This is a genomic window from Bacteroidota bacterium, from assembly GCA_016715425.1.
In the GTDB taxonomy this organism is placed as follows: domain Bacteria; phylum Bacteroidota; class Bacteroidia; order Chitinophagales; family BACL12; genus JADKAC01.
On sequence record JADKAC010000003.1, the window covers coordinates 150,971 to 171,509 of the forward strand.

The window sequence follows — 20,539 nt, forward strand, 5'->3', positions numbered from 1 at the left end:
AGTTTCGTGTTTCCACTTTAAGGTTTTTCGATTCAACAGTTCAACAGTTCTACAATTCTCCAGTTCTACAATTCGACAGTTACACAATTATCACATTCGCACATCGGCTAATCGGCTAATCATCACATCAGCTAATCTCAATACCCGATACCCAATACTATTTCTTCACTCCATTAAAAGGATTAAACTCTCTGAAATGATATCCCAAACTACCGGCACGCATCACAGCATCTCGTCCATGTTTATTCCGCATTTTATCCATTGCCTGATATAATCGAATTAAGTGTTCAGAATCTTCCAAAAGATTTATCTGATAACCACCGCTTACCAATCCGCTGAAGCGCACACCAATCAATCTTACTAATGTGCGGCGGGTATAGAGTTTTTCAAACAATTCTTTCACTCGTGCTATCAGCGAATGATCAGTGGAAGTGTAGGGAATGCGACTTTGTGTGGTATGTGTTTCAAAATCGGAGTAGCGCAACTTTACTGTTATCACCGAAGTGAGTTTCCCTTCTTTGCGCAATTGGTAAGCAAGTTTTTCTGTCATAGCCACTAATATGTTGCGCAAGCGATTTACATCAATTGTATCCTGATCAAAAGTTTCTTCGGTAGAAATTGATTTGCGGCGGCTGTGTACTTCCACCGGTGTGTTGTCAATACCATTTGCTTTGCGCCAAATCGTACTGCCATTTTCACCCAGAATATTTTCCATTACTTTCATCGGCATCTCCTGAACCGTTTTAATAGTAACTATTCCCATGCGTCGTAATGTGTCGGCAGTTTTATCTCCCACCATCGGAATTTTTTTTACAGACAGCGGCGCAAGAAATGTTTTTTCGCAACCGTAATCTATTTTCATTTGGTTATTCGGTTTTGCCTGACCGGTAGCAATTTTCGAAACGGTTTTATTTTCTGATAATCCAAGAGAAATCGGCAGCCCGGATTCTTTAATAATTTTTTGTCGCAATTCAGTAGCATACATGTAGCAACCGAAGAAGCGATCCATGCCGCTGAGGTCGATATAAAATTCATCAATAGAAGATTTTTCATACGCCGGAACACTCTCTTCAATAATGTCGGTTATCAGGTCCGAGTAATGGGTGTAATGCTCATAATCACCACGAACCACAATAGCCTCAGGACATAAATTTTTTGCCATCTTCATCGGCATAGCGCTGTGGATACCAAAGCGGCGGGCTTCATAACTACACGATGCTACCACACCTCGGCCGCTGCTGCCACCCACAAGCACAGGTTTGCCGAGAAGCCGACTGTCTTTCAGTCGCTCAACAGACACGAAGAAAGTGTCGAGATCCATATGTACTACGGTGCGGGTCATAACTCACCCCCAGCCCCTCTCTTGGGAAGAGAGGGGAAAGGGTTTCGTTTTTTTTAATGTGAATTTTTCTGTTTCATATTTTTAAATCGTGTGGGTTTTCAACTCACCCCCGGCCCCTCTCTTTGGAAGAGAGGGGGGAAATGGGATTTTATTTTTAATGGTTTTTATTCTGTTTCATGTTTTATATCGTGTGGGTTTTCAACTCACCCCCGGCCCCTCTCTTTGGAAGAGAGGGGGGAATGGCGTTTGGTTTTTAATGTGAATCTTCTGTTTCATAGTTTATGTTGTGTGTGCTTTCAACTCACCCCCAACCCCTCTCTTTGGAAGAGAGGGGGGAAATGTGATTTGTTTTTTTTAATGTGAATTTTTTGGTTTCATCTATAATCTTGTGTGTGTTTTCAACTCACCCCCGGCCCCTCTCTTGGGAAGAGAGGGGGAATGGTTTCGTTTTTTTTAAATGTGAGTTTTTCTGTTTCATAGTTAATGTTGTGTGTGTTTTCAACTCACCCCCGACCCCTCTCTTTGGAAGAGAGGGGGGAAATGTGATTTGTTTTCTTTTATAAGTCTCTTTTATCTTTTTCTTTTTTATAGGAAGGGAGATTAGAGAGATACATTTTTAATTTTTCAAGTGTTGCTGACATACTTTTTATCTCTTCATTTTTTATCCTTAGAACTTGCAATCCCATTTCCTGCATTATTGTATCCCGGTTATTATCATACTCTATTTGCTGTAAATGAATACCTCCGTCTATCTCAATCACCAATTTTTTTTCTTCACAATAAAAGTCAGCTATAAAGTATCGGCTTTTTCCAATTTCGCCGGGATAGTAAACAGGATGCTGTCTGACGAATTTTAAACCCAAACAATTTCTGTTGCGGAGATTACCCCACATCAATGATTCTTCTGAAGTCATATTTTTCCGCAGGTGTCGTGCAAATTCTTTCGAGTTCATTTTGGTCTGTTTATTCAACCCCTCTCTCCCCAGAGCGGCAGCGGTGAATTATTTATTTAGAATTATTTGGCTGTGTTATTCGGGAGTTTTTTTATCACCCCTCTCTCCCAAAAGGGGCAGCGGTGAATTAATTATTTAGTTGTGTTATAAAAAAATAGCAACAAAAATTATTTTGGGTTATTTTCTAATCACCCCTCTCTTCCCAAGAGAGGGGCCGGGGGTGAGTTACTCCCGCTCCATCACATCCAGCCGTTGCTTCAACATCTGCACCTGCATGGTGCGAACTCACATCAAGCTCTTAACAACAAAGTATTACGTTCCGGCATTTCATCGTAAGTCTTCCCATTCAGAAGTCTTCCGGTTTTCTTTTTATTTGTGCCACCCCATTGCTTAAAAAAGAATTTTACTTTCTGCTGTTCACATTGCTCTTTGATTTCTAATACCCATTCAATATCCATAGGTCTTGCTTTGCGTCCGCTTTCACCGCCTACAATAACCCAATTGATTTTATCCAGATTCAAATTTGGCAAAGCACCAATCAATGGTTCACAGGATAAGAATTTTATGTTAGCGTTTGTTACTTTTAGAAAATCAATACGACTTATTACTTTCTCATTTTCAACCGACACACCCATCCATATATTTTCTGACCAATGCAGTTTATCGTGCAATTCAGCTAACCTTTCCGCTCGTTTGGTAAGTACCTGAAATGTATGCTGAGGATTTTTATTCATTACATCAAATACTTTTTGAATAAACTCCAGAGGAACATTTTTATGAAATAAGTCACTCATTGAATTTACAAATACAATCTTAGGTTTATTCCATGTAAAAGGAATTGTAAGTGCATCAGGATGCAATCGCAATTTAAATCCATCCGAGTATTTCTCGAGACCCATTGCCTGCAATCTTTTAGCCATTACTTCGGCATAACAATATTTACATCCGTCAGAAACCTTACTACATCCCGTAGTTGGATTCCAGGTCATTTCTGTCCATTCAATTGATGATTGAGCCATGATTAGATAAATTTAATAGTTGCGGTATAAGTAGTTTTTGAAGTAGATGTGCCATTTTTGTCAAGCAGAATAATTTCATTATTTCTAAACAATTCTTTAAATGCTTCTTTATAATTTTCTTTAATATAATTTGTTCCATAATTGTATTCTAAGTAAATGTCTTCGATTTTTTTGCCGTTAAGTTTTATTTTATTATTTCTTATAAAATTGATAAGATTAACAAGAGAATAATTGTTTAATTCAGGGAATAATGTGGGATTAAATAATAAATTTGCTCCGAAAAGGGGAACTCCATCATCTTGATAATCACTATATTTTTGCATAATTTCTTTAGCTCGAGTTATGGCAATATTTACTTTGGAAATGAAATAAAGGTAATGACTTGATTGCTCCCTATTTGGAAAGTTTATTCTAAATTTTAGAATCTTATAATTTCTATCTACAAAAATATTTTCAAATCTTTCTAATATAAATAATTCCCTTTTAGTTGGATTTTTTTCTCTCTCATAGAATTCTCTAATCCTATTAAGATCAGACTCAAATATTTCATACATATTTTTTTCAACTAATCTATTTTCTACTGCCGCACGAATTCTATTTATATTAAAAAGTATAAATAAATCTGACCCCCAGCTTTGTATAGTTTTAAGCAACATTTTTTTTGTATAACCATATCCTAAAGGGTCAATAAAAGTCAATGAGGGAACTCCTCTTTTTAAAATGTTATCTAAAAGAATCTCATCAGCTTCTTGTTGAAAAATTATTGGTTTGTGTGTTAAGTCGGCATAAAAATCAAGAGTTGTTATATTTTGTTTTAGCTTTTCAATCACATTCATATCTTGATCATTAAAAAATGTTTTTACACTCTTATCATAATCAATAAAAGAGCTTCCTTTGCTTTTATAAATACTATTTAAAATCTTTAATGGTGTTGAAGCATTCCCATCGTCATATTTGCCTGATCCGGCAAATAAATCAATGTAGGCTAACTCATTAATTGTTTTATAAGATTGCCCTCTTAACATAATTGCAGCCCAAGCTTTAAAGTATTCATCGAGAATTTCTGATTTAATTTCGGATGTCTCTCTTTGTGTTTTAAAAAAATCCTTAGGTGATATCCCAGCCATATTTATACTTTTATTCGGTTAATAAAATTAAATATCTCTTTCCATCACATCCAGCCTTTGCTTCAACATCTGCACCTGCATGCTGAGGTCGCCGATGAGTTTGTCGAGGTCGTTCTTTTTTACAGGCATATAGGTGGAGAGTTTACTTTTTACATACCATATTTCTTTCACCTCATCTATATCCACTTCTATCGGCGGGTAGGCTTCGTTGTCGCTCAGCAATATCAATTTGTGGTCGGTGTCTGCATGATTAATTACCCGCTTCACCAGCACCTGATCGGCAGTAACTATTACATGAATAAATCCCTGCCGCACATCACGGAAATGATTATCGCAAAAACGCCCGATTACACTATCGCCATTGTGCAGTGTGTCGGCCATACTATCGCCCTCAATCTGAAAGCAGCGGAAAGTGCCGTTGCGGTAATCTGTTCCAGGCAGTTTGAAAGCGGGCAACTCTTTATAATATTCCGGTTCTAAAAATCGGGTGGGATAACCGGCTGCGGCTTTGGTATCCACCATTACAATATTATCATCTCCGGCTTCATCCACCGTAACCACCACCGGACGATATGCTTCCGGCCAGGTAGCAATTACAGGTTTAGATAAGTCTGTATTCAGAAAATCATCCAGCGATATGTCAAATATTTTGACAATAGCCAACAATGTTTTATGTCCGGGGTTTGCTGTTGCCGATTCGTAATTGGCGATGGCGGTACGCCCTACTTTCAGCATATCAGCAAGCTCTTGCTGGTTCATGCGCCGTTTGCTGCGCAGGTGTTTTAGGTTGGAAGCAAAGTAACTCATAGATAAAATTTTTAATGACTTATTGATTATGTCAATTAATATGACTTTATTTGTCAAAAATAATGACATTTATGATAAATGCAATAGCTAATGAAAAAAAAATTAAAGGAAGAGGCGCTCAATTCAATCCTGCCAACAAATTTTTAAAGCAGCATATCGGTCAGGAGCATATAGAAGGATTGGATGAGGAATTGGAAACAGGCAGACGAACACAATTTTTTACCGAGCATCCAAAAACGATTTTGAATGAAGTGAAAAGTCCGGATGTGGGGATGATATGGTCTTTAAATCCCTATCAGGGTTGTGAGCATGGATGTGTGTATTGTTATGCCCGTAACAGTCATCAGTATTGGGGTTATAGTGCAGGATTGGATTTTGAAAGTCGCATCATTGTAAAACCCACTGCGCCTGCATTATTAGAGAAAGTATTTTTAAGTAAAACATGGCGACCACAACCAATTTCACTTTCCGGAAATACAGATTGCTATCAACCCATTGAAAAGAAAATGCAGATAACAAGAAGCATATTACAAGTGTGTGCGAAATATAGAAATCCTGTAGGCATCATTACCAAAAATCAATTGGTGGAAAGAGATCTTGATATATTAAAAGACTTAGCATCAGAAAATTTAGTGCGTGTAATTTTTAGTGTTACAGGCACAGATGAAAAAATTCGTTTGCAAACAGAACCTCGCACTGCCACCTATAAACAGCGATTAGATACAATGGCTCAATTATCAAAAGCAGGTATTCCGGTTGGGGTAATGGTAGCTCCGATTATTCCGGGATTAACAGATCACATGATACCCGATGTATTGCGATTGGCAGCAGAAAACGGAGCCACATTTGCCGGCATGACGATGGTGAGATTGAATGGTGCAGTTGCAGAAATTTTTACTGATTGGGTATTGAAAACTTATCCCGATAAAGCACAAAAAATATTAAACGGTATTCGTGCAGTACATGAAGGAAATTTAAATGATAGCCGTTGGGGAAAACGGATGAAAGGCGACGGAGTAATTGCCGACGCCATTCATCAGTTATATAGAATTTCGAAAGAGAAATATTTCCCGTTGAGAGATACTTTTCAATTTAATGTAAATGCATTTTGCAAAGCAGGTCAATTGCAATTGCCTTTTAATTATTGATTTTTAATTATTGTAAATACATTCAAATCAGATTGCTCAATAATTTTTAATAAATACATTGAACTTGCATAATTACTCATGGGAATTTCTATAAAATATTCTTCAGGCTGCATTTGAAAAGTATTTAGCAACTGACCACCCATTGTATATAATTGTATGTCCGCTTGTTGATTTGCTGAAGTACGTTTTACAAACAATGTATTATTTACAGGATTTGGATACACATTAAATAGTGAATTAGAAATGTTTTCATTATTTATTTCAGACTCATCATTCGTAATGCTATACCGCAATATTTCATCACAACCCGTAGCATAATTCAATTTAAAAATAAATACAGAGTCCGTTCCTGAAACACTGGTTAAATTGGCAGTATATTTTCCCGGAGTTGTTGCAATAGAACCATCAGGAAGTAAATAATGCGAGCCTTCACAAAATACATCGGTAACATATTTAATATACACTGTTTTTTGTTTTTGCAAAGTACAACTGTTACCATAATTCACTGTTTGCAAAATTGGAAATGTACCTTGACCGGAATAAGTATGCGTTAAAGGATTATATATTTCACTTGCAGTGCCATCACCCAAATCCCATGCAATAGTATTATAATCTCCCGAAACAGAAACATCATTAATTGTAAGTGTTTGACCGTTTAAATCAGGTGTAAAATCTAATGCAGGAATATTTGACGGATTAATAAAAACTTCATAAGTTTTTAAGGCTACGATATCGCCGGTAATCTTATCTGTAACTTTTAAATAAAATCTCAATGTACTATTGGAAGTATAATAATCCAAAGGAATTGACGACATATTAAATGTAAACTTTGTCGAGTTTTTTATCAAAACAGTGGCTGAATTTGTCCAGATAAAATTATAATTCGCCATTAGTGCGGATGATAAAGTTGCACCTGTAGTTGAATATAATTTCGCTTTCATTTTTAATTTACCTGAATGCGGTGCAAAGCATGGCAATGCACCTTGTAAATTAATATCCACCTTCATACTTTCTTTTAAATAATTTGGATTGCCGGGTAAAAAAGAAGATAGATATTCAATGATAGGGGCATTGTTTGGATCACTTGCAAGATTGTTCCATTCATTCGGGTCCACTTCTCTGTTCACACCTACATAATACAGTTCTTCATCATAATTCGTACTGCTTGCATCGCAAGGCGTTAATTCACCTGCATCATTATTATTGTGATAACGAATGTATTGATATCCATCTTGCTGCACTGAATAGTGTGGGAAGCAGGATCCATTTCCGGAATTTCTTCTATATGAACTTATTGCAGGTTTATTAAAAAATGCATTGGGATTTATAATAAGATTTTTAAATGAAATACCATCTACATAATTACTTCCATCAGGGAAATTCGGTAAAGACACACCTGCTATATCGCAAATAGTTGGCATTATATCAATAAGAGAGACAGTTGCATCTACAATACCGTTTTCAATCACTCCGGGACCTGAAAAAATTAATGGTACCCTCACATCCGTATCCCATAACGCCCATTTTGTATAATGCCTTTTTTCGCCAAGACTATACCCATGATCGCTTACTAAAATGATAATTGTATTATTATATATTTCCGGATATTGTTGAAGTGTATCCAATAATCTTCCAATTTGTACATCTAAAAATTTTGTAGCAGCAAGATAGCCCATCACATATTTTGCCCGTTCATTTTCTAACAGCATTTCAAAATTTTCTTCAGGACTTACAGATGCATCTAATACCGGCAATGTGGGTAATGAATTCAGATAGGCATTAAAAAACATTTCCTGATCTCCTGTTGTAGCCATAATTTGAGCAATACCATTTTCTGGTAAAGCATAAAAATCTGCCCACATTGTTTCAGGTTGTGGTGGCATTACAACACCATTGTATCCACTATCCATTGTAGATGAATTGTATGCTATTTTATCATCAAGTGCATTTACATAATAGGGTAAAAAATATTTTTCAGGTATTAATCGTGGTGTATGTGGTTTGTGAATTCCAAATGCCAGAAAAAATGATTTATCGCAAATATCTGCGCTCCCCATTCCCACGTCATTAATAAATTGCACTGCTGTATCTGTAATCTGTACATCTTGTAAATAACGTTCAAGACTATCCGGAATCATTCCCCAATCATAATCTGCATATTGCAAATACGATTCACTAATTGCCGTAAACTCCTCTGATTCAATTAAAGACGACATGCGATTCCAGGATTTAGTTTTTTCGCACATGGGCGTTGGACTTTTATCATAATCATTACCTGATTCCGAATGAAATACTTTTCCAATAGAATAAGTAAAATATTCACTTGAACTTTTTAAAACTTCAGGAAGAGTATATACAATTTCATTAGCATTAGCTTCATTAAAATTACTGCGGAATGCACCATGAAAATCATTATTATTATACACCTTAGTATATAAACAATCTTTGCCGGAAAGCATACTTGTGCGGCTCGGGCCACATCCTGGTGAGCTGCAATAAGCATTTGTAAATGCTACTCCACTTTCAACAATTCTATTAATATTTGGAGTTTCCACCTGAGGATGTCCTTCCAAATAATTTGTATAATCATTCAGATCATCAATATAGATCATTATAATATTTGGATGTGTTGGCATCTGACTAAAACCATTATGATTAAAAATTATAACGAATGTAAAAGTGCAGACAATGGAGAGAAGAGTAAAAAACTTCATTAAGTATAACTTTAATTATTAAAAAATTGAAAATCAAAAATAGTTTATATTTTGATACAGAAATCATTTCAAAAAAATTCTAAATTAATTATGATGGTTATAATTCCACTTTTGAAATTATTTTAAATATCAAATCTGTTAGAATCGGGAAAGCAATTTACGCATGATTTCTATATCCTTGTTTTTTCTGGAAGCATAATCTGCTATTTGATCATCAGCAATTTTTCCAACACCAAAATATTTGGATTCGGGATGTGCAAAATACCAACCGCTAACACTCGAAGCCGGATACATTGCCATGCTATCGGTAAGTTGTATTCCGGTTGTATTTGTTACATCCAACAAAGCAAACAAGGTTTCTTTTTCGGTATGCTCAGGACATGCAGGATAACCAGGTGCAGGGCGAATACCTGAATATTTTTCTGCAATCAGTTCTTCAGAATTTAATGATTCATTTTTTGAATATCCCCAAATTTCTGTGCGCACTTTTTTATGCATCAGCTCGGCAAATGCTTCAGCCAATCTATCCGCTAAAGATTTAAGCATTATGCTGCTGTAATCATCATGCTCGGATGCAAATTCTTGTAACTTTTTTTCAATTCCAATTCCGGAGGTTACTGCAAATGCGCCGATATAATCTGTCGGCTTATTTGCATTGTTTTCTTTCGGTTTAATAAAATCAGTTAGACAAAGATTTGGTTGACCTTTTGCTTTTTTTAATTGCTGGCGCAAGTGATGTAATGTTTTTATAATTTCATTCCCTTCTACATCAAAAACTATAATATCATCCTCAATAGCAGCACATGGAAAAATTCCGATAACTGCATTTGCAGAAATCCATTGTTCAGAAATAATTTGATTTAAAATTGCTTGTGCCTCATCGAATAATTTTTTTGCTTCATGTCCTACTAATTCATCTTCTAATATCTCCGGATATTTTCCATGCAATTCCCAGGTTTTAAAAAAGGGTGTCCAGTCAATGTATTCTGCAATTTCCCGAAGGCTATAATTTTCAAACTCTTTTGTTCCAATAAACTCCGGCGCTGGTACATTATAATTTTTCCAATCAATCTGATATTTATTTTTTCTTGCATCGGCAATAGAAATTAATTCTTTTGAAGTTTGACGTTGTAAATGTGCTTTTAATAATTGGTCATACTCATTTCGAATTTCATCAAAGAATAATTGTTTGTTTTCACCCAACACTTTATTGGCAATATTCACACTGCGTGATGCATCAATTACATGAATAACTGCTTGCTGATATTTGGGTGCAATTTTCACCGCAGTATGAATGCGGGAAGTTGTAGCGCCACCAATTAATAACGGTGTTTGCATTTCACGTCGTTGCATTTCTTCAGCTACATAAATCATTTCATCTAAGGATGGAGTTATCAATCCACTGATTCCAATAATGTCTGCATTAATTTCCTGCGCAGTATCCAGAATTTTTTCAGAAGAAACCATCACACCCAAATCAACAATATTATAATTATTACAAGCTAACACCACACCCACAATATTTTTTCCGATATCATGCACATCTCCTTTCACGGTTGCCATTAAAATGGTTGGTTTAGATGACACACTTTTATCATTTGCATCTTTATCCAAAGCCATAAGTGGTTCTAAATATGCAACTGCTTTTTTCATCACTCTTGCACTCTTCACCACTTGTGGTAAAAACATTTTTCCTGAGCCAAATAAATCACCAACTATATTCATTGCTTTCATTAAAGGCCCCTCAATTATCTCCAAAGGTTTTGCGTAATGTTGAACTGCTTCTTCCAAATCTATTTCTATAAATTCTGTAATTCCTTTTACCAATGCATGGCTTAATCTTTCCTCTAAATTTTCATTGCGCCATACATCTGTATTTTCTTTTACACTGCGTTGAGGTGATTTTAATTCTTGAGCAAAAGTTACAAGATGTTCTGTGGCATTTTCATTTCTGTTAAACAACACATCTTCAATTTTTTCCAGAACATCTTTCGGAATATCCTCATAAATTTCAATCATACCTGCATTCACAATTCCCATATCCATTCCTGCTTTTATTGCATGAAATAAAAATGCAGAATGCATAGCTTCCCGTATTCTGTTATTTCCCTGAAATGAAAATGAAATATTGCTAACACCGCCGCTAACTAATGCACCGGGTAAATGATTTTTAATCCATTCTGTTGCACGGATATAATCCAAGGCATAGCCATTATGTTCTTCGATGCCAGTTGCAACAGTTAGAATATTCGGATCAAAAATGATATCAGTAGAATTAAAATTTAATTTATCAATTAACAAATTATAAGCTCTTTCGCAAATTAAAATACGTTTTTCAAAATCTGTTGCCTGACCATTTTCATCAAACGCCATTACAATAACTGCGGCACCTAATTTTTTTGCAAGTGCTGCATGTTGTAAAAACATTTCTTCACCTTCTTTTAATGAAATAGAATTTACAATTGATTTTCCCTGCAAGCATTTTAAACCGGAAACAATTACTTCCCATTTGCTGGAATCTACCATCACCGGAATTTTTGCAATATCAGGTTCGCACATAATTCTATTCAGAAAATCTATCATCATTTTTTCTGAATCAATCATACCTTCATCCATGTTCACATCCAGAATTTGTGCACCATTATCTACCTGTTGTTTTGCAACACTTACGGCTTCATCTAACTTATCTTCAACAATTAATTTTTTAAATTTTTTTGAGCCGGTGATATTCGTTCGCTCACCCACATTTACAAAATTGCTTCCTTCAAAAATGGTGAATGCTTCAAGCCCACTGAACCTTGGAAGCTGTGGTAAAACAGGTGGTTTTCTCGGAGGATATTTTGCAGCTATTTCCGCTAAATATTTTATATGTTCAGGAGTAGTTCCACAACATCCTCCAATAATATTTACCCAATTATTTTTTAAATATGCTTCTACATCATTGCCATTGGTCTCCGGTGATTCGGTATATTCACCAAACTCATTTGGCAAACCTGCATTTGGATAAGCACTTACAAATAAATCTGTTTTATGCGCAATGGTTTGAATATGTGGCGTCAATTGTTTTGCACCCAATGCGCAATTAAAACCGACACTTAATAATGGTGCATGAGAAACAGAAATTAAAAATGCTTCCGGTGTTTGTCCGCTTAAAGTTCTTCCACTTGCATCTGTTATAGTTCCCGAAATCATAAGGGGTAATTCCTTTCCTGTTTCTTCAAACAATTGCATACAAGCATAAATCGCTGCCTTTGCATTGAGTGTATCAAATACAGTTTCGATTAATAGAATATCAACACCGCCATCCATCAAACCTTTAGCTTGCTCATAATAAGTGTCAGCCATTTCATCGAAAGTAGTAGCACGATATGCAGGATTATTTACATCGGGAGAAATGGATAATGTTTTATTTGTGGGTCCTAATGCACCCGCAACAAAGCGGGGTTTATCCGGTGTAAGTATGTTATAATTATCAGCTGCTTCACGGGCAAGTTTTGCAGCACTTACATTTAGAGTATATACAAAGGATTCAAGACCATAATCTGCCTGCGAAATACGATTGGCATTAAATGTATTTGTTTCAATGATATCGGCACCAGCTTCTAAGTATGAAATATGAATCTCTTTAATAATAGCAGGTTGAGTTAAGCAAAGAATATCATTATTCCCTTTCAAATCTTTTGAATGATTAGCAAACTTTTCACCTCTAAAATCAGATTCATCGAGTTGATGTTGTTGTATCATCGTACCCATAGCTCCATCGAGTATGAGAATTTTTTCAGACAGTAATTTTCTAATATCTTTCATTGGCAAGCCGACAAATATAATGGAGCTACTATAGAATAGCTATTCGGTTATGAAAATGTAAAATATTTTTAAATAAAATTTATTTTTTTAACCAATTTTATTTTGAAGAAGGCTTATCCTGCCAATACAAATAATGATACACTCTAAAAATTATCATATAGATTATGAAGCCTGATTTTTTATTAAATAATTATCATTTTGATAAGTGTTCACCATTGCTAATTTATGGTGACAGATTCACTTATCCAATTCATAATAAGTTTGATTTAAAAGTCCTACTCTCAGTGCAAACTCTTTGTGCATGTGGGTTTGTAAATAATAATCTAGTGACAAACCGCTCCAACCACTTGCTTGCAAGAATGAAAAAATAAGTCTCTCTTTGTTTCATGAAATCAGAGAGATGCAACTCGCATTCCAGCCCATGCATCTCACATTCATTTCCAACCGTTCTTAAATTCTTTACTAACCATTAATTAAAAATGTAAAATGCTAAAAAATTTTCTACTATTATTAGTGATGCTGATGACCTTCGGTATTGCCTTTAGCCAGGAAGCACATCGCAATTGCGGCACAATGACTATGGATGCTGAGTTGAAACTCAACGATCCAAATTATCTACTTAACCGACAGCAAATCGAAGAATTTACTGCCAAGTTTGTTTCAGAAGATGCAGGAGCAACCAGAACAGTTATAACTATTCCGGTAGTTGTGCATGTGGTTTATAATATTACTGCTGAAAATATTTCTGATGCAGCAATTAATTCTCAAATTCAAATTTTGAACGAAGACTTTAGAAGAATGAATGCAGATGCAGGATCTACACCGGGTTACTTTTCAGGTATAGCTGCTGATGTTGAAATCGAATTCTGTCTTGCCACTATTGACCCAAGTGGAAATCCAACAACAGGTATTACAAGAACTTCCACAACTAAAACATCTTTTAGCACTACCGGTAATCCGGTTAAATATTCTACCTATGGTCATGCTGCTTGGGATAGAAATAGCTATTTAAACTTATGGGTGTGTGATTTAAGCAGCGGACTTTTAGGGTACGCTCAATTCCCTGGTGGATCTGCAGCAACTGATGGTGTTGTAATTGACTATAAATATTTTGGTGGTTCTGCTTATGCAACATCTCCATATAACTTAGGTCGTTCAGGTACACATGAAGTAGGTCACTGGTTAAATCTCTATCATATTTGGGGTGATGATGGCACCTCATGCGCAGGAACTGATAATGTTGCTGATACTCCAAATCAAGCTAATGAAAATTATGGCTGCCCTTCCGGATCTCTGGTTTCATGTTCCAATGGTCCTAATGGTGATATGTATCAGAACTATATGGATTACACCGATGATGCTTGTATGAATTTATTTACTGCAGGACAGAAAACCCGTATGCAAGCATTGTTTGCTCCGGGCGGTTCCAGAGAAAGTTTATTGTCTTCTGCTGGCTGTGGCGGAGGTGGAACACCTTCTTGCTCAGTTCCTTCAGGTACTTCTACAACAGCAATAACAGAATCATCTGCATCTCTTAACTGGGGTTCAGTATCAGGTGCAGTTGCCTATAATGCTCGTGGTCGTAAAGTGGGTGATGCAACTTGGACAGAAGGTTCTACTGCAGGATTAACTATAAGCTTCACCGGATTATTAGCAGGTACTGATTATGAATGGCAAGTTCAAACTGATTGTGGTGGCGGTTCTGTTAGTGCTTACACTACTTCTATTTATTTTACAACAACAGGTGGAGTTGGTGGATGTGTGGATTTAGGAGAGCCTAATAATACAATTTCTACACCTTATACTCTTTCTAGCGGAACAACATACAATGCATTAATTGCAAGTGGTTCTGATCTTGATTATTATAAGTTTACTACTACTTCACCGAATTCAAAAATCAAGGTTACCTTATCATCACTGCCTGCAGATTATGATGTAAGATTATATGATAATAAAAAGAATCAAAAAGGTATTTCTGAAAACAGTGGTACATCTAATGAAACCATAATTTGGAATACCAGTGCATCTGGAATTCGCTATGTATATGTTTATGGTTATAGCGGTGCTTATAATGCTACTGATTGTTATGATCTGAAAATAGAAGTAAGCAGTTCAAGCTGGAGAACAGATGGCTCTGAAATATTTGCTCAGGAAGAATGGGATAATGCTATCGTAAATATTTTCCCAAATCCTGCTTCTGATAAAATAAGTGTAGATTATTATTCAGTACAGGAAACAGGTGTTACAATGAAAGTGTATGACCTGTTAGGAAATCTTGTAAATACAATTACAGCAGATGTTGTGGAAGGTGAAAATTTAATTGGTGTAGATGTGCGCAATTTATCTGCAGGCATTTACATCGTTGAAATCAGCAATGGTAAATCCAACTACACAGATAAATTTATAGTAGAATAATTTTATTCAAATGCATTAAAAAAAAGCGGTCAGTGATGATCGCTTTTTTTTTGCTTTCCATTGTTTGCATATCAAATTATATCTCAAATAATTTTTGAGTATTTGAAAAGTGTTTTGAAAATAAATATCAATGTATTAGAATAAAATTCTAATTGCACTCTGATTTTTAATTCGTGACGTTAAAAAAAATTCTCTTAATGAATCCAATTCACACTTTAATTCCTTACCTCACCTAAAATAAATTTTATAATTGCAAATTGATAAAATCAATATGTGACAATTTTGAGCCATTTGCGTTTGGTTTATATAAAAAAAATAGGAACTTGCACTTGCGAAAAATATTTCGTTACTTATTTAATGTAATACAACATTAAAAAATTACATCCTCTACGGATGATTGGAATTGAAATTTTTTATTTAATTAAAACAAGAAAAAATGTTGAAAAAAAATTTACTCGCTATTGCATTATTGCTATGCATAAGTAGTGTATTCGGACAGGAAATGCGCAACTGCGGAACTATGGAAGTTGATGCAAGATTATTAACTGAAGATCCGGGCTATGCACTGAATCAGGCGCAGATTGAAGAATTTACGCAAACTTATAAATCCTCTGAAACGGGTGCAACACGAACGGTAATTACAATACCTGTAGTTGTGCATATTGTGTATAACAATGCATCAGAAAATATTTCTGATGCTGCTGTTTTATCTCAGATAGAAATACTAAATGAAGACTTCAGAAAATTAAATTCTGATGCGGGTAGTGTACCGGCATTATTTTCCGGAGTAGCTGCTGATGTGGAAATTGAATTCTGTCTTGCATCAGTTGATCCGGATGGTAATCCTACTACTGGAATTACAAGAACATCTACTTCAAAAACTTCTTTTAGTACAACTGATTTGATGAAATATAATACCTACGGTCATGCAGCCTGGGATAGAGATAGCTATCTCAATATGTGGTCATGCGATCTTAGCAGTGGCTTATTAGGATATGCGCAATTTCCAGGTGGCCCTGCCGCTACAGATGGAGTTGTTATAGATTACAACTATTTTGGTGGTCCTGCATATGCTGCATCTCCTTTTAATTTAGGAAGATCAGCAACACATGAAGTTGGTCACTGGCTAAACCTGCGACATATTTGGGGTGATGCATCTTGCGGTACTGATTACGTTTCAGATACTCCAACACATAATACTGCTAATTATGGTTGCCCAAATTATCCGCATTACAGTACTTGTTCAGGTTCTCCGGTAGAGATGACTATGAATTATATGGATTATACCGATGATGCTTGTATGTATATGTTTTCAGATGGTCAGAAAGATAGAATGCAAGCATTATTTGCACCCGGTGGATCAAGAGAAAGCCTATTATCTTCTGAAGGATGTGGCGGTGGAGTAGCACCTACTTGTGATGTTCCCGGAAGTACTTCTACAACAGGTATTACTGAAACAGAAGCAACACTTAACTGGGGTAGTGTAGCCGGGTCTGTAGGTTATAATGTAAGAGGACGTCAGGTTGGAACTGCAACCTGGACAGAAGGTTACACCACAGGAACTTCAATAAACTTTACAGGGTTAATTGCTGATACAGATTATGAATGGCAAGTACAAACAGATTGTGGTGGTGGTGATTTGAGTGCATATATTAGTTCTATATTATTTACTACTTCAGGTGGCGCAGCAACTTGTACAGATATTCAAGAACCAAACAGCAGCACAGGTACTGCAGGAACAATTTCCACAGGTGTTACTTACAATGCATTAATTGCAAATTCCTCTGATGTTGATTTTTATAAATTCACAACTACTTCTCCGAATACAAAAATTCGTGTAACGATGACTTCTTTACCTGCTGATTATGATATGCAATTATTAAATCAAAAAGGAAAGAAAAAAGGTACATCACAAAATGGTGGCACATCCGATGAATCTATTGTTTGGAATGTAAACAGTTCCGGAACCAGATATGTGTATGTGTATGGTTATGGTGGTGCTTATGACGTAGCCGATTGTTATGAATTAATAGTAGAAGTAAGTAACTCAAGCTGGAGAACAGATGGTTCTGAATTATTAGTAGAGCGAGTTTTGGATAATGCGATAGTAAACATTTTCCCTAATCCTGCCTCTAATACTATGCAGGTAAATTATTTCAGTGTTCAGGAAACAGAAATTACTTTGAATGTTTATGATCTGCTTGGCAATCAAGTTCAAACCTTACACTCGCAAGTAGTGCAAGGTGAAAATCTGATTAAAGTGGATGTCAATACAATGGCTGCCGGTTTATACATTGTTGAAATAAGCAATGGCAAATCAAGCTATACAGAGAAATTTATGGTGGAATAAATAGTGATTAATTATAATTCGAAAGGGCTACTGCTAAAAACGGTAGCCCTTTTTCTTTGTATTTTTGAACGGCACCTTGAGAAGATATTATGTTTGAAAATTTAGATGTATTAAAAACTGAAATTGAAAATTACCCGATTACGAGTATAGCTGACTTGGAACAATTTCGTATTCGTTTTCTGGGGACTAAAAATATTTTGAAGGATGTATTTTCTACAATTAAAGATATACCTGCCGATCAGAAAAAAAATTATGGTCAACAGGTAAATGCATTAAAAGAAATTGCAGAAAATAAATTTGAATCATTTAATACGCAGTTAAATTCAAAACAGAAAACAGATAAAATTTTTGTTGACCTCACTTTGCCTGCGGATATAAAAAATCCCGGTGCCCGTCATCCAATCACAATTGTAAGAGATGAATTAGTGGATATTTTTTCTCGCATTGGTTATGTTGTTATTGAAGGTCCGGAGATAGAAGATGACTGGCATAATTTCACCGCATTAAATACACCTGAAGATCATCCTGCAAGAGATATGCAAGATACATTTTATATTCAGACAAATCCGGATATTGTTTTGCGCACACATACTTCCAATGTGCAGATTCGTGTAATGGAAAATACGAAACCGCCATTCCGTGTAATTGCTCCGGGAAGATGTTATCGCAACGAAACAATTTCTGCAAGAGCGCATGTAGTCTTTCATCAATTAGAATTATTTTATGTGGATGAAGGAGTTTCATTTGCAGATTTAAAACAAACTCTTTCTTATTTAGCTAAAGAATTATTTGGTGAGAAAACAAGTATTCGTTTGCGTCCCAGTTATTTCCCCTTTACTGAACCAAGTGCAGAATTAGATGTGAGTTGTTTTGTTTGTAATCAGGCAGGATGTGCAATTTGTAAATATAGTGGTTGGGTAGAAATTGGTGGAGCGGGAATGATAGATCCGCAAGTGTTGGAAAATTGCGGAATAGATTCAGAAAAATATACGGGCTTTGCTTTTGGAATGGGAATAGAACGCATGGCAATATTGAAATTCCGTATCAACGACATTCGTTTATTTACTGAAAATGATTTGCGCTTTTTAAAACAATTTGAAGGAATTTAATTGATGTGTTGATTAGCTGATTAGCTAATTAGCCGATGGGTTTATAAACTAATTTGAAAAGTAAAGAATCTTTTAAAGTATTGAATGTTTAATTAGCTAATCAGCTAATTTGCTAATTCTTTTAATTAATAAAAATATGCCTTTTAATCTTACTGACTCAATAAACTATGCATCGAAAATGACTCCTCGTCGTTTGATGAACATGAGTAAAGTAATTGCATCCTATTACTATAGTAAGTTTACAAAAAAAACTGTGCAGTGGGGATTGCCAATTTCACTTTCTTTTGAGCCAACTACATCATGTAATTTGCGTTGTCCGGAATGTCCAAGTGGATTGCGTGCATTCACACGACCTACAGGAATGTTGGATAAAGATTTTTTCAAAGAAACAATGGATGAGTTGGGAAAAGATCTGACGTATTTGATTTTTTATTTTCAAGGTGAGCCTTATTTAAATCCAAGTTTTTTAGAGATGGTAAAATATGCATCTGCTAAAAAAATATATACAGCAACAAGCACCAATGCACATTACTTAACTGATGAAAATGCAAAGCGCACTATTGAAAGTGGATTGGACAGATTAATTATTTCCATCGATGGAACGACACAGGAAGTGTATCAGCAATATCGCAGAGGTGGTAAGTTGGAAAAAGTATTGGAAGGAACAAGAAATATTATTCGTTGGAAAAAAGAATTGAAATCGAAAACACCAAATATCATTTTTCAATTTCTTGTTGTAAAACCAAATGAACATCAGATAAAGGATGTATATAAACTTGCAGAGGAATTAGGTGTGGATGAAGTGCGATTGAAAACTGCACAGATTTACGATTATGAAAATGGCAGTGATTTACTCCCCACTATTGATAAATATGCACGCTATAAAAAGGGAAAAGATGGTAAGTATTCTATCAAAAATGAAATGACAAATCATTGCTGGAAATTATGGCATAGCTGTGTAATTACTTGGGATGGTGCTGTTGTTCCTTGTTGCTTTGATAAAGATGCCACGCATAAACTCGGTGATTTAAAACAAACATCCTTTAAAGAATTATGGAGAGGACCTGCATATCATAATTTCAGGAGTGCTGTTTTAAAAAGCAGAAGTGAAATTGATATCTGTAAAAATTGTACAGAAGGAACAAAGGTGTGGGCTTGATTAATTGAGATCTATTATTTTATAAAAATAATTTTTATCCCCTTGTTGAATTTTAATTAAATGAAGACCAACAGGCAAATCCATATATTTTTCATAGGATTGTTCTACAACATTTTCCTGAAAAATAATATTTCCATTTAATGCATAAACAGATAGTAAATAGGGTTGAAAATAATTAGCATTCATTTCAATTTTTAATACACTATTTTGATATGTCAAAAATAAATTTGATTGTTGATCTGTATTTTGAATATCTACATAACTCTCTTTACTGCCGGTTAAAATAGCTGTATTGATTTGTTCTTCATAACCATAATCTTTAATAGTTAAGGTTACATCTTCTTTATTCATCTGGCATCTAATCCATCCATAATTATATTCTCCATCTGCATTTTTAAGTTTAAAGCAAACATATCTTTCATCATCAAAATCCAACCAAAAACCATGATCCCAGATATATGTTGAGAAGATTTCTCTGTAAGCAATAATCTGATTATGATCCCCTTGAAAACTCATTAAAACATTCACCGGATAACCTGCTGGTTTTGCATAGATGAATTCCCGGGTAAAGGAAGTGGAATAAGCCCAT

Annotated in this window: 13 protein-coding genes; 5 read left to right on the top strand and 8 right to left on the bottom strand. The window is 35.3% G+C overall.

Annotated features, from left to right (window positions below; translation table 11 throughout):
• Positions 1-157: 157 nt before the first annotated feature.
• The 5 genes from dinB to IPN31_05270 all read right to left on the bottom strand — a co-directional run bounded on the left by dinB (position 158) and on the right by IPN31_05270 (position 5,248).
• On the bottom strand, positions 158-1,342 hold the full coding sequence (gene dinB / locus IPN31_05250) for a DNA polymerase IV (protein ID MBK8681309.1): 1,185 nt from the start codon (positions 1,340-1,342) through the stop codon (positions 158-160).
• A 557-nt stretch (positions 1,343-1,899) separates the two neighbouring features.
• Positions 1,900-2,295, bottom strand: coding sequence for an endonuclease domain-containing protein (locus IPN31_05255; protein ID MBK8681310.1), 396 nt, complete (start codon positions 2,293-2,295; stop codon positions 1,900-1,902).
• A 290-nt stretch (positions 2,296-2,585) separates the two neighbouring features.
• Positions 2,586-3,314, bottom strand: a complete 729-nt coding sequence (locus IPN31_05260) for a phage Gp37/Gp68 family protein (GenBank protein ID MBK8681311.1) — start codon at positions 3,312-3,314, stop codon at positions 2,586-2,588.
• A 2-nt stretch (positions 3,315-3,316) separates the two neighbouring features.
• A complete protein-coding gene (gene tcmP / locus IPN31_05265) occupies positions 3,317-4,441 on the bottom strand; it encodes a three-Cys-motif partner protein TcmP (GenBank protein ID MBK8681312.1) in 1,125 nt (374 codons plus the stop codon).
• 27 nt (positions 4,442-4,468) lie between these two features.
• Positions 4,469-5,248 carry a LexA family transcriptional regulator gene (locus IPN31_05270; protein MBK8681313.1) on the bottom strand — a complete coding sequence of 260 codons (780 nt, stop codon included), beginning with the start codon at positions 5,246-5,248 and terminating at the stop codon, positions 4,469-4,471.
• A gap of 71 nt (positions 5,249-5,319) precedes the next feature.
• Between IPN31_05270 and IPN31_05275 the strand changes: the two genes are divergently transcribed.
• Positions 5,320-6,396, top strand: coding sequence for a PA0069 family radical SAM protein (locus tag IPN31_05275; protein MBK8681314.1), 1,077 nt, complete (start codon positions 5,320-5,322; stop codon positions 6,394-6,396).
• Here IPN31_05275 and IPN31_05280 read toward each other — a convergent pair.
• Both IPN31_05280 and metH read right to left on the bottom strand, forming a co-directional pair.
• Positions 6,390-9,110: a sulfatase-like hydrolase/transferase gene (locus IPN31_05280; protein MBK8681315.1), complete on the bottom strand. Its 2,721-nt coding sequence runs from the start codon at positions 9,108-9,110 to the stop codon at positions 6,390-6,392. The genes IPN31_05275 and IPN31_05280 overlap by 7 nt on opposite strands.
• A 138-nt stretch (positions 9,111-9,248) precedes the next feature.
• Complete coding sequence (gene metH / locus IPN31_05285) at positions 9,249-12,917, bottom strand: methionine synthase (GenBank protein ID MBK8681316.1); 3,669 nt, start codon at positions 12,915-12,917, stop codon at positions 9,249-9,251.
• Positions 12,918-13,403: 486 nt separating this feature from the next.
• On the opposite strand from metH, the gene IPN31_05290 reads away from it, so the two are divergent.
• From IPN31_05290 to IPN31_05305, 4 genes are all read left to right on the top strand, one after another.
• Positions 13,404-15,332 (top strand): T9SS type A sorting domain-containing protein, encoded by a 1,929-nt coding sequence (locus IPN31_05290; protein ID MBK8681317.1) that lies wholly within the window; start codon positions 13,404-13,406, stop codon positions 15,330-15,332.
• A gap of 436 nt (positions 15,333-15,768) precedes the next feature.
• Positions 15,769-17,682: a T9SS type A sorting domain-containing protein gene (locus IPN31_05295; GenBank protein ID MBK8681318.1), complete on the top strand. Its 1,914-nt coding sequence runs from the start codon at positions 15,769-15,771 to the stop codon at positions 17,680-17,682.
• Between the two features lie 89 nt (positions 17,683-17,771).
• Positions 17,772-18,791, top strand: coding sequence for a phenylalanine--tRNA ligase subunit alpha (gene pheS / locus IPN31_05300; GenBank protein MBK8681319.1), 1,020 nt, complete (start codon positions 17,772-17,774; stop codon positions 18,789-18,791).
• 136 nt (positions 18,792-18,927) lie between these two features.
• On the top strand, positions 18,928-19,950 hold the full coding sequence (locus IPN31_05305) for an SPASM domain-containing protein (protein MBK8681320.1): 1,023 nt from the start codon (positions 18,928-18,930) through the stop codon (positions 19,948-19,950).
• On the opposite strand, the gene IPN31_05310 is transcribed toward IPN31_05305, so the two are convergent.
• Complete coding sequence (locus IPN31_05310; GenBank protein ID MBK8681321.1) at positions 19,951-20,466, bottom strand: T9SS type A sorting domain-containing protein; 516 nt, start codon at positions 20,464-20,466, stop codon at positions 19,951-19,953.
• Positions 20,467-20,539: the final 73 nt, after the last annotated feature.

Coding starts and splice junctions, on each gene's coding strand:
- dinB (MBK8681309.1), bottom strand. CDS start 1,342: ATGACCCGCACCGTAGTACATATGGATCTCGACACTTTCTTCGTGTCT.
- IPN31_05255 (MBK8681310.1), bottom strand. CDS start 2,295: ATGAACTCGAAAGAATTTGCACGACACCTGCGGAAAAATATGACTTCA.
- IPN31_05260 (MBK8681311.1), bottom strand. CDS start 3,314: ATGGCTCAATCATCAATTGAATGGACAGAAATGACCTGGAATCCAACT.
- tcmP (MBK8681312.1), bottom strand. CDS start 4,441: ATGGCTGGGATATCACCTAAGGATTTTTTTAAAACACAAAGAGAGACA.
- IPN31_05270 (MBK8681313.1), bottom strand. CDS start 5,248: ATGAGTTACTTTGCTTCCAACCTAAAACACCTGCGCAGCAAACGGCGC.
- IPN31_05275 (MBK8681314.1), top strand. CDS start 5,320: ATGATAAATGCAATAGCTAATGAAAAAAAAATTAAAGGAAGAGGCGCT.
- IPN31_05280 (MBK8681315.1), bottom strand. CDS start 9,110: ATGAAGTTTTTTACTCTTCTCTCCATTGTCTGCACTTTTACATTCGTT.
- metH (MBK8681316.1), bottom strand. CDS start 12,917: ATGAAAGATATTAGAAAATTACTGTCTGAAAAAATTCTCATACTCGAT.
- IPN31_05290 (MBK8681317.1), top strand. CDS start 13,404: ATGCTAAAAAATTTTCTACTATTATTAGTGATGCTGATGACCTTCGGT.
- IPN31_05295 (MBK8681318.1), top strand. CDS start 15,769: ATGTTGAAAAAAAATTTACTCGCTATTGCATTATTGCTATGCATAAGT.
- pheS (MBK8681319.1), top strand. CDS start 17,772: ATGTTTGAAAATTTAGATGTATTAAAAACTGAAATTGAAAATTACCCG.
- IPN31_05305 (MBK8681320.1), top strand. CDS start 18,928: ATGCCTTTTAATCTTACTGACTCAATAAACTATGCATCGAAAATGACT.
- IPN31_05310 (MBK8681321.1), bottom strand. CDS start 20,466: ATGAGTTTTCAAGGGGATCATAATCAGATTATTGCTTACAGAGAAATC.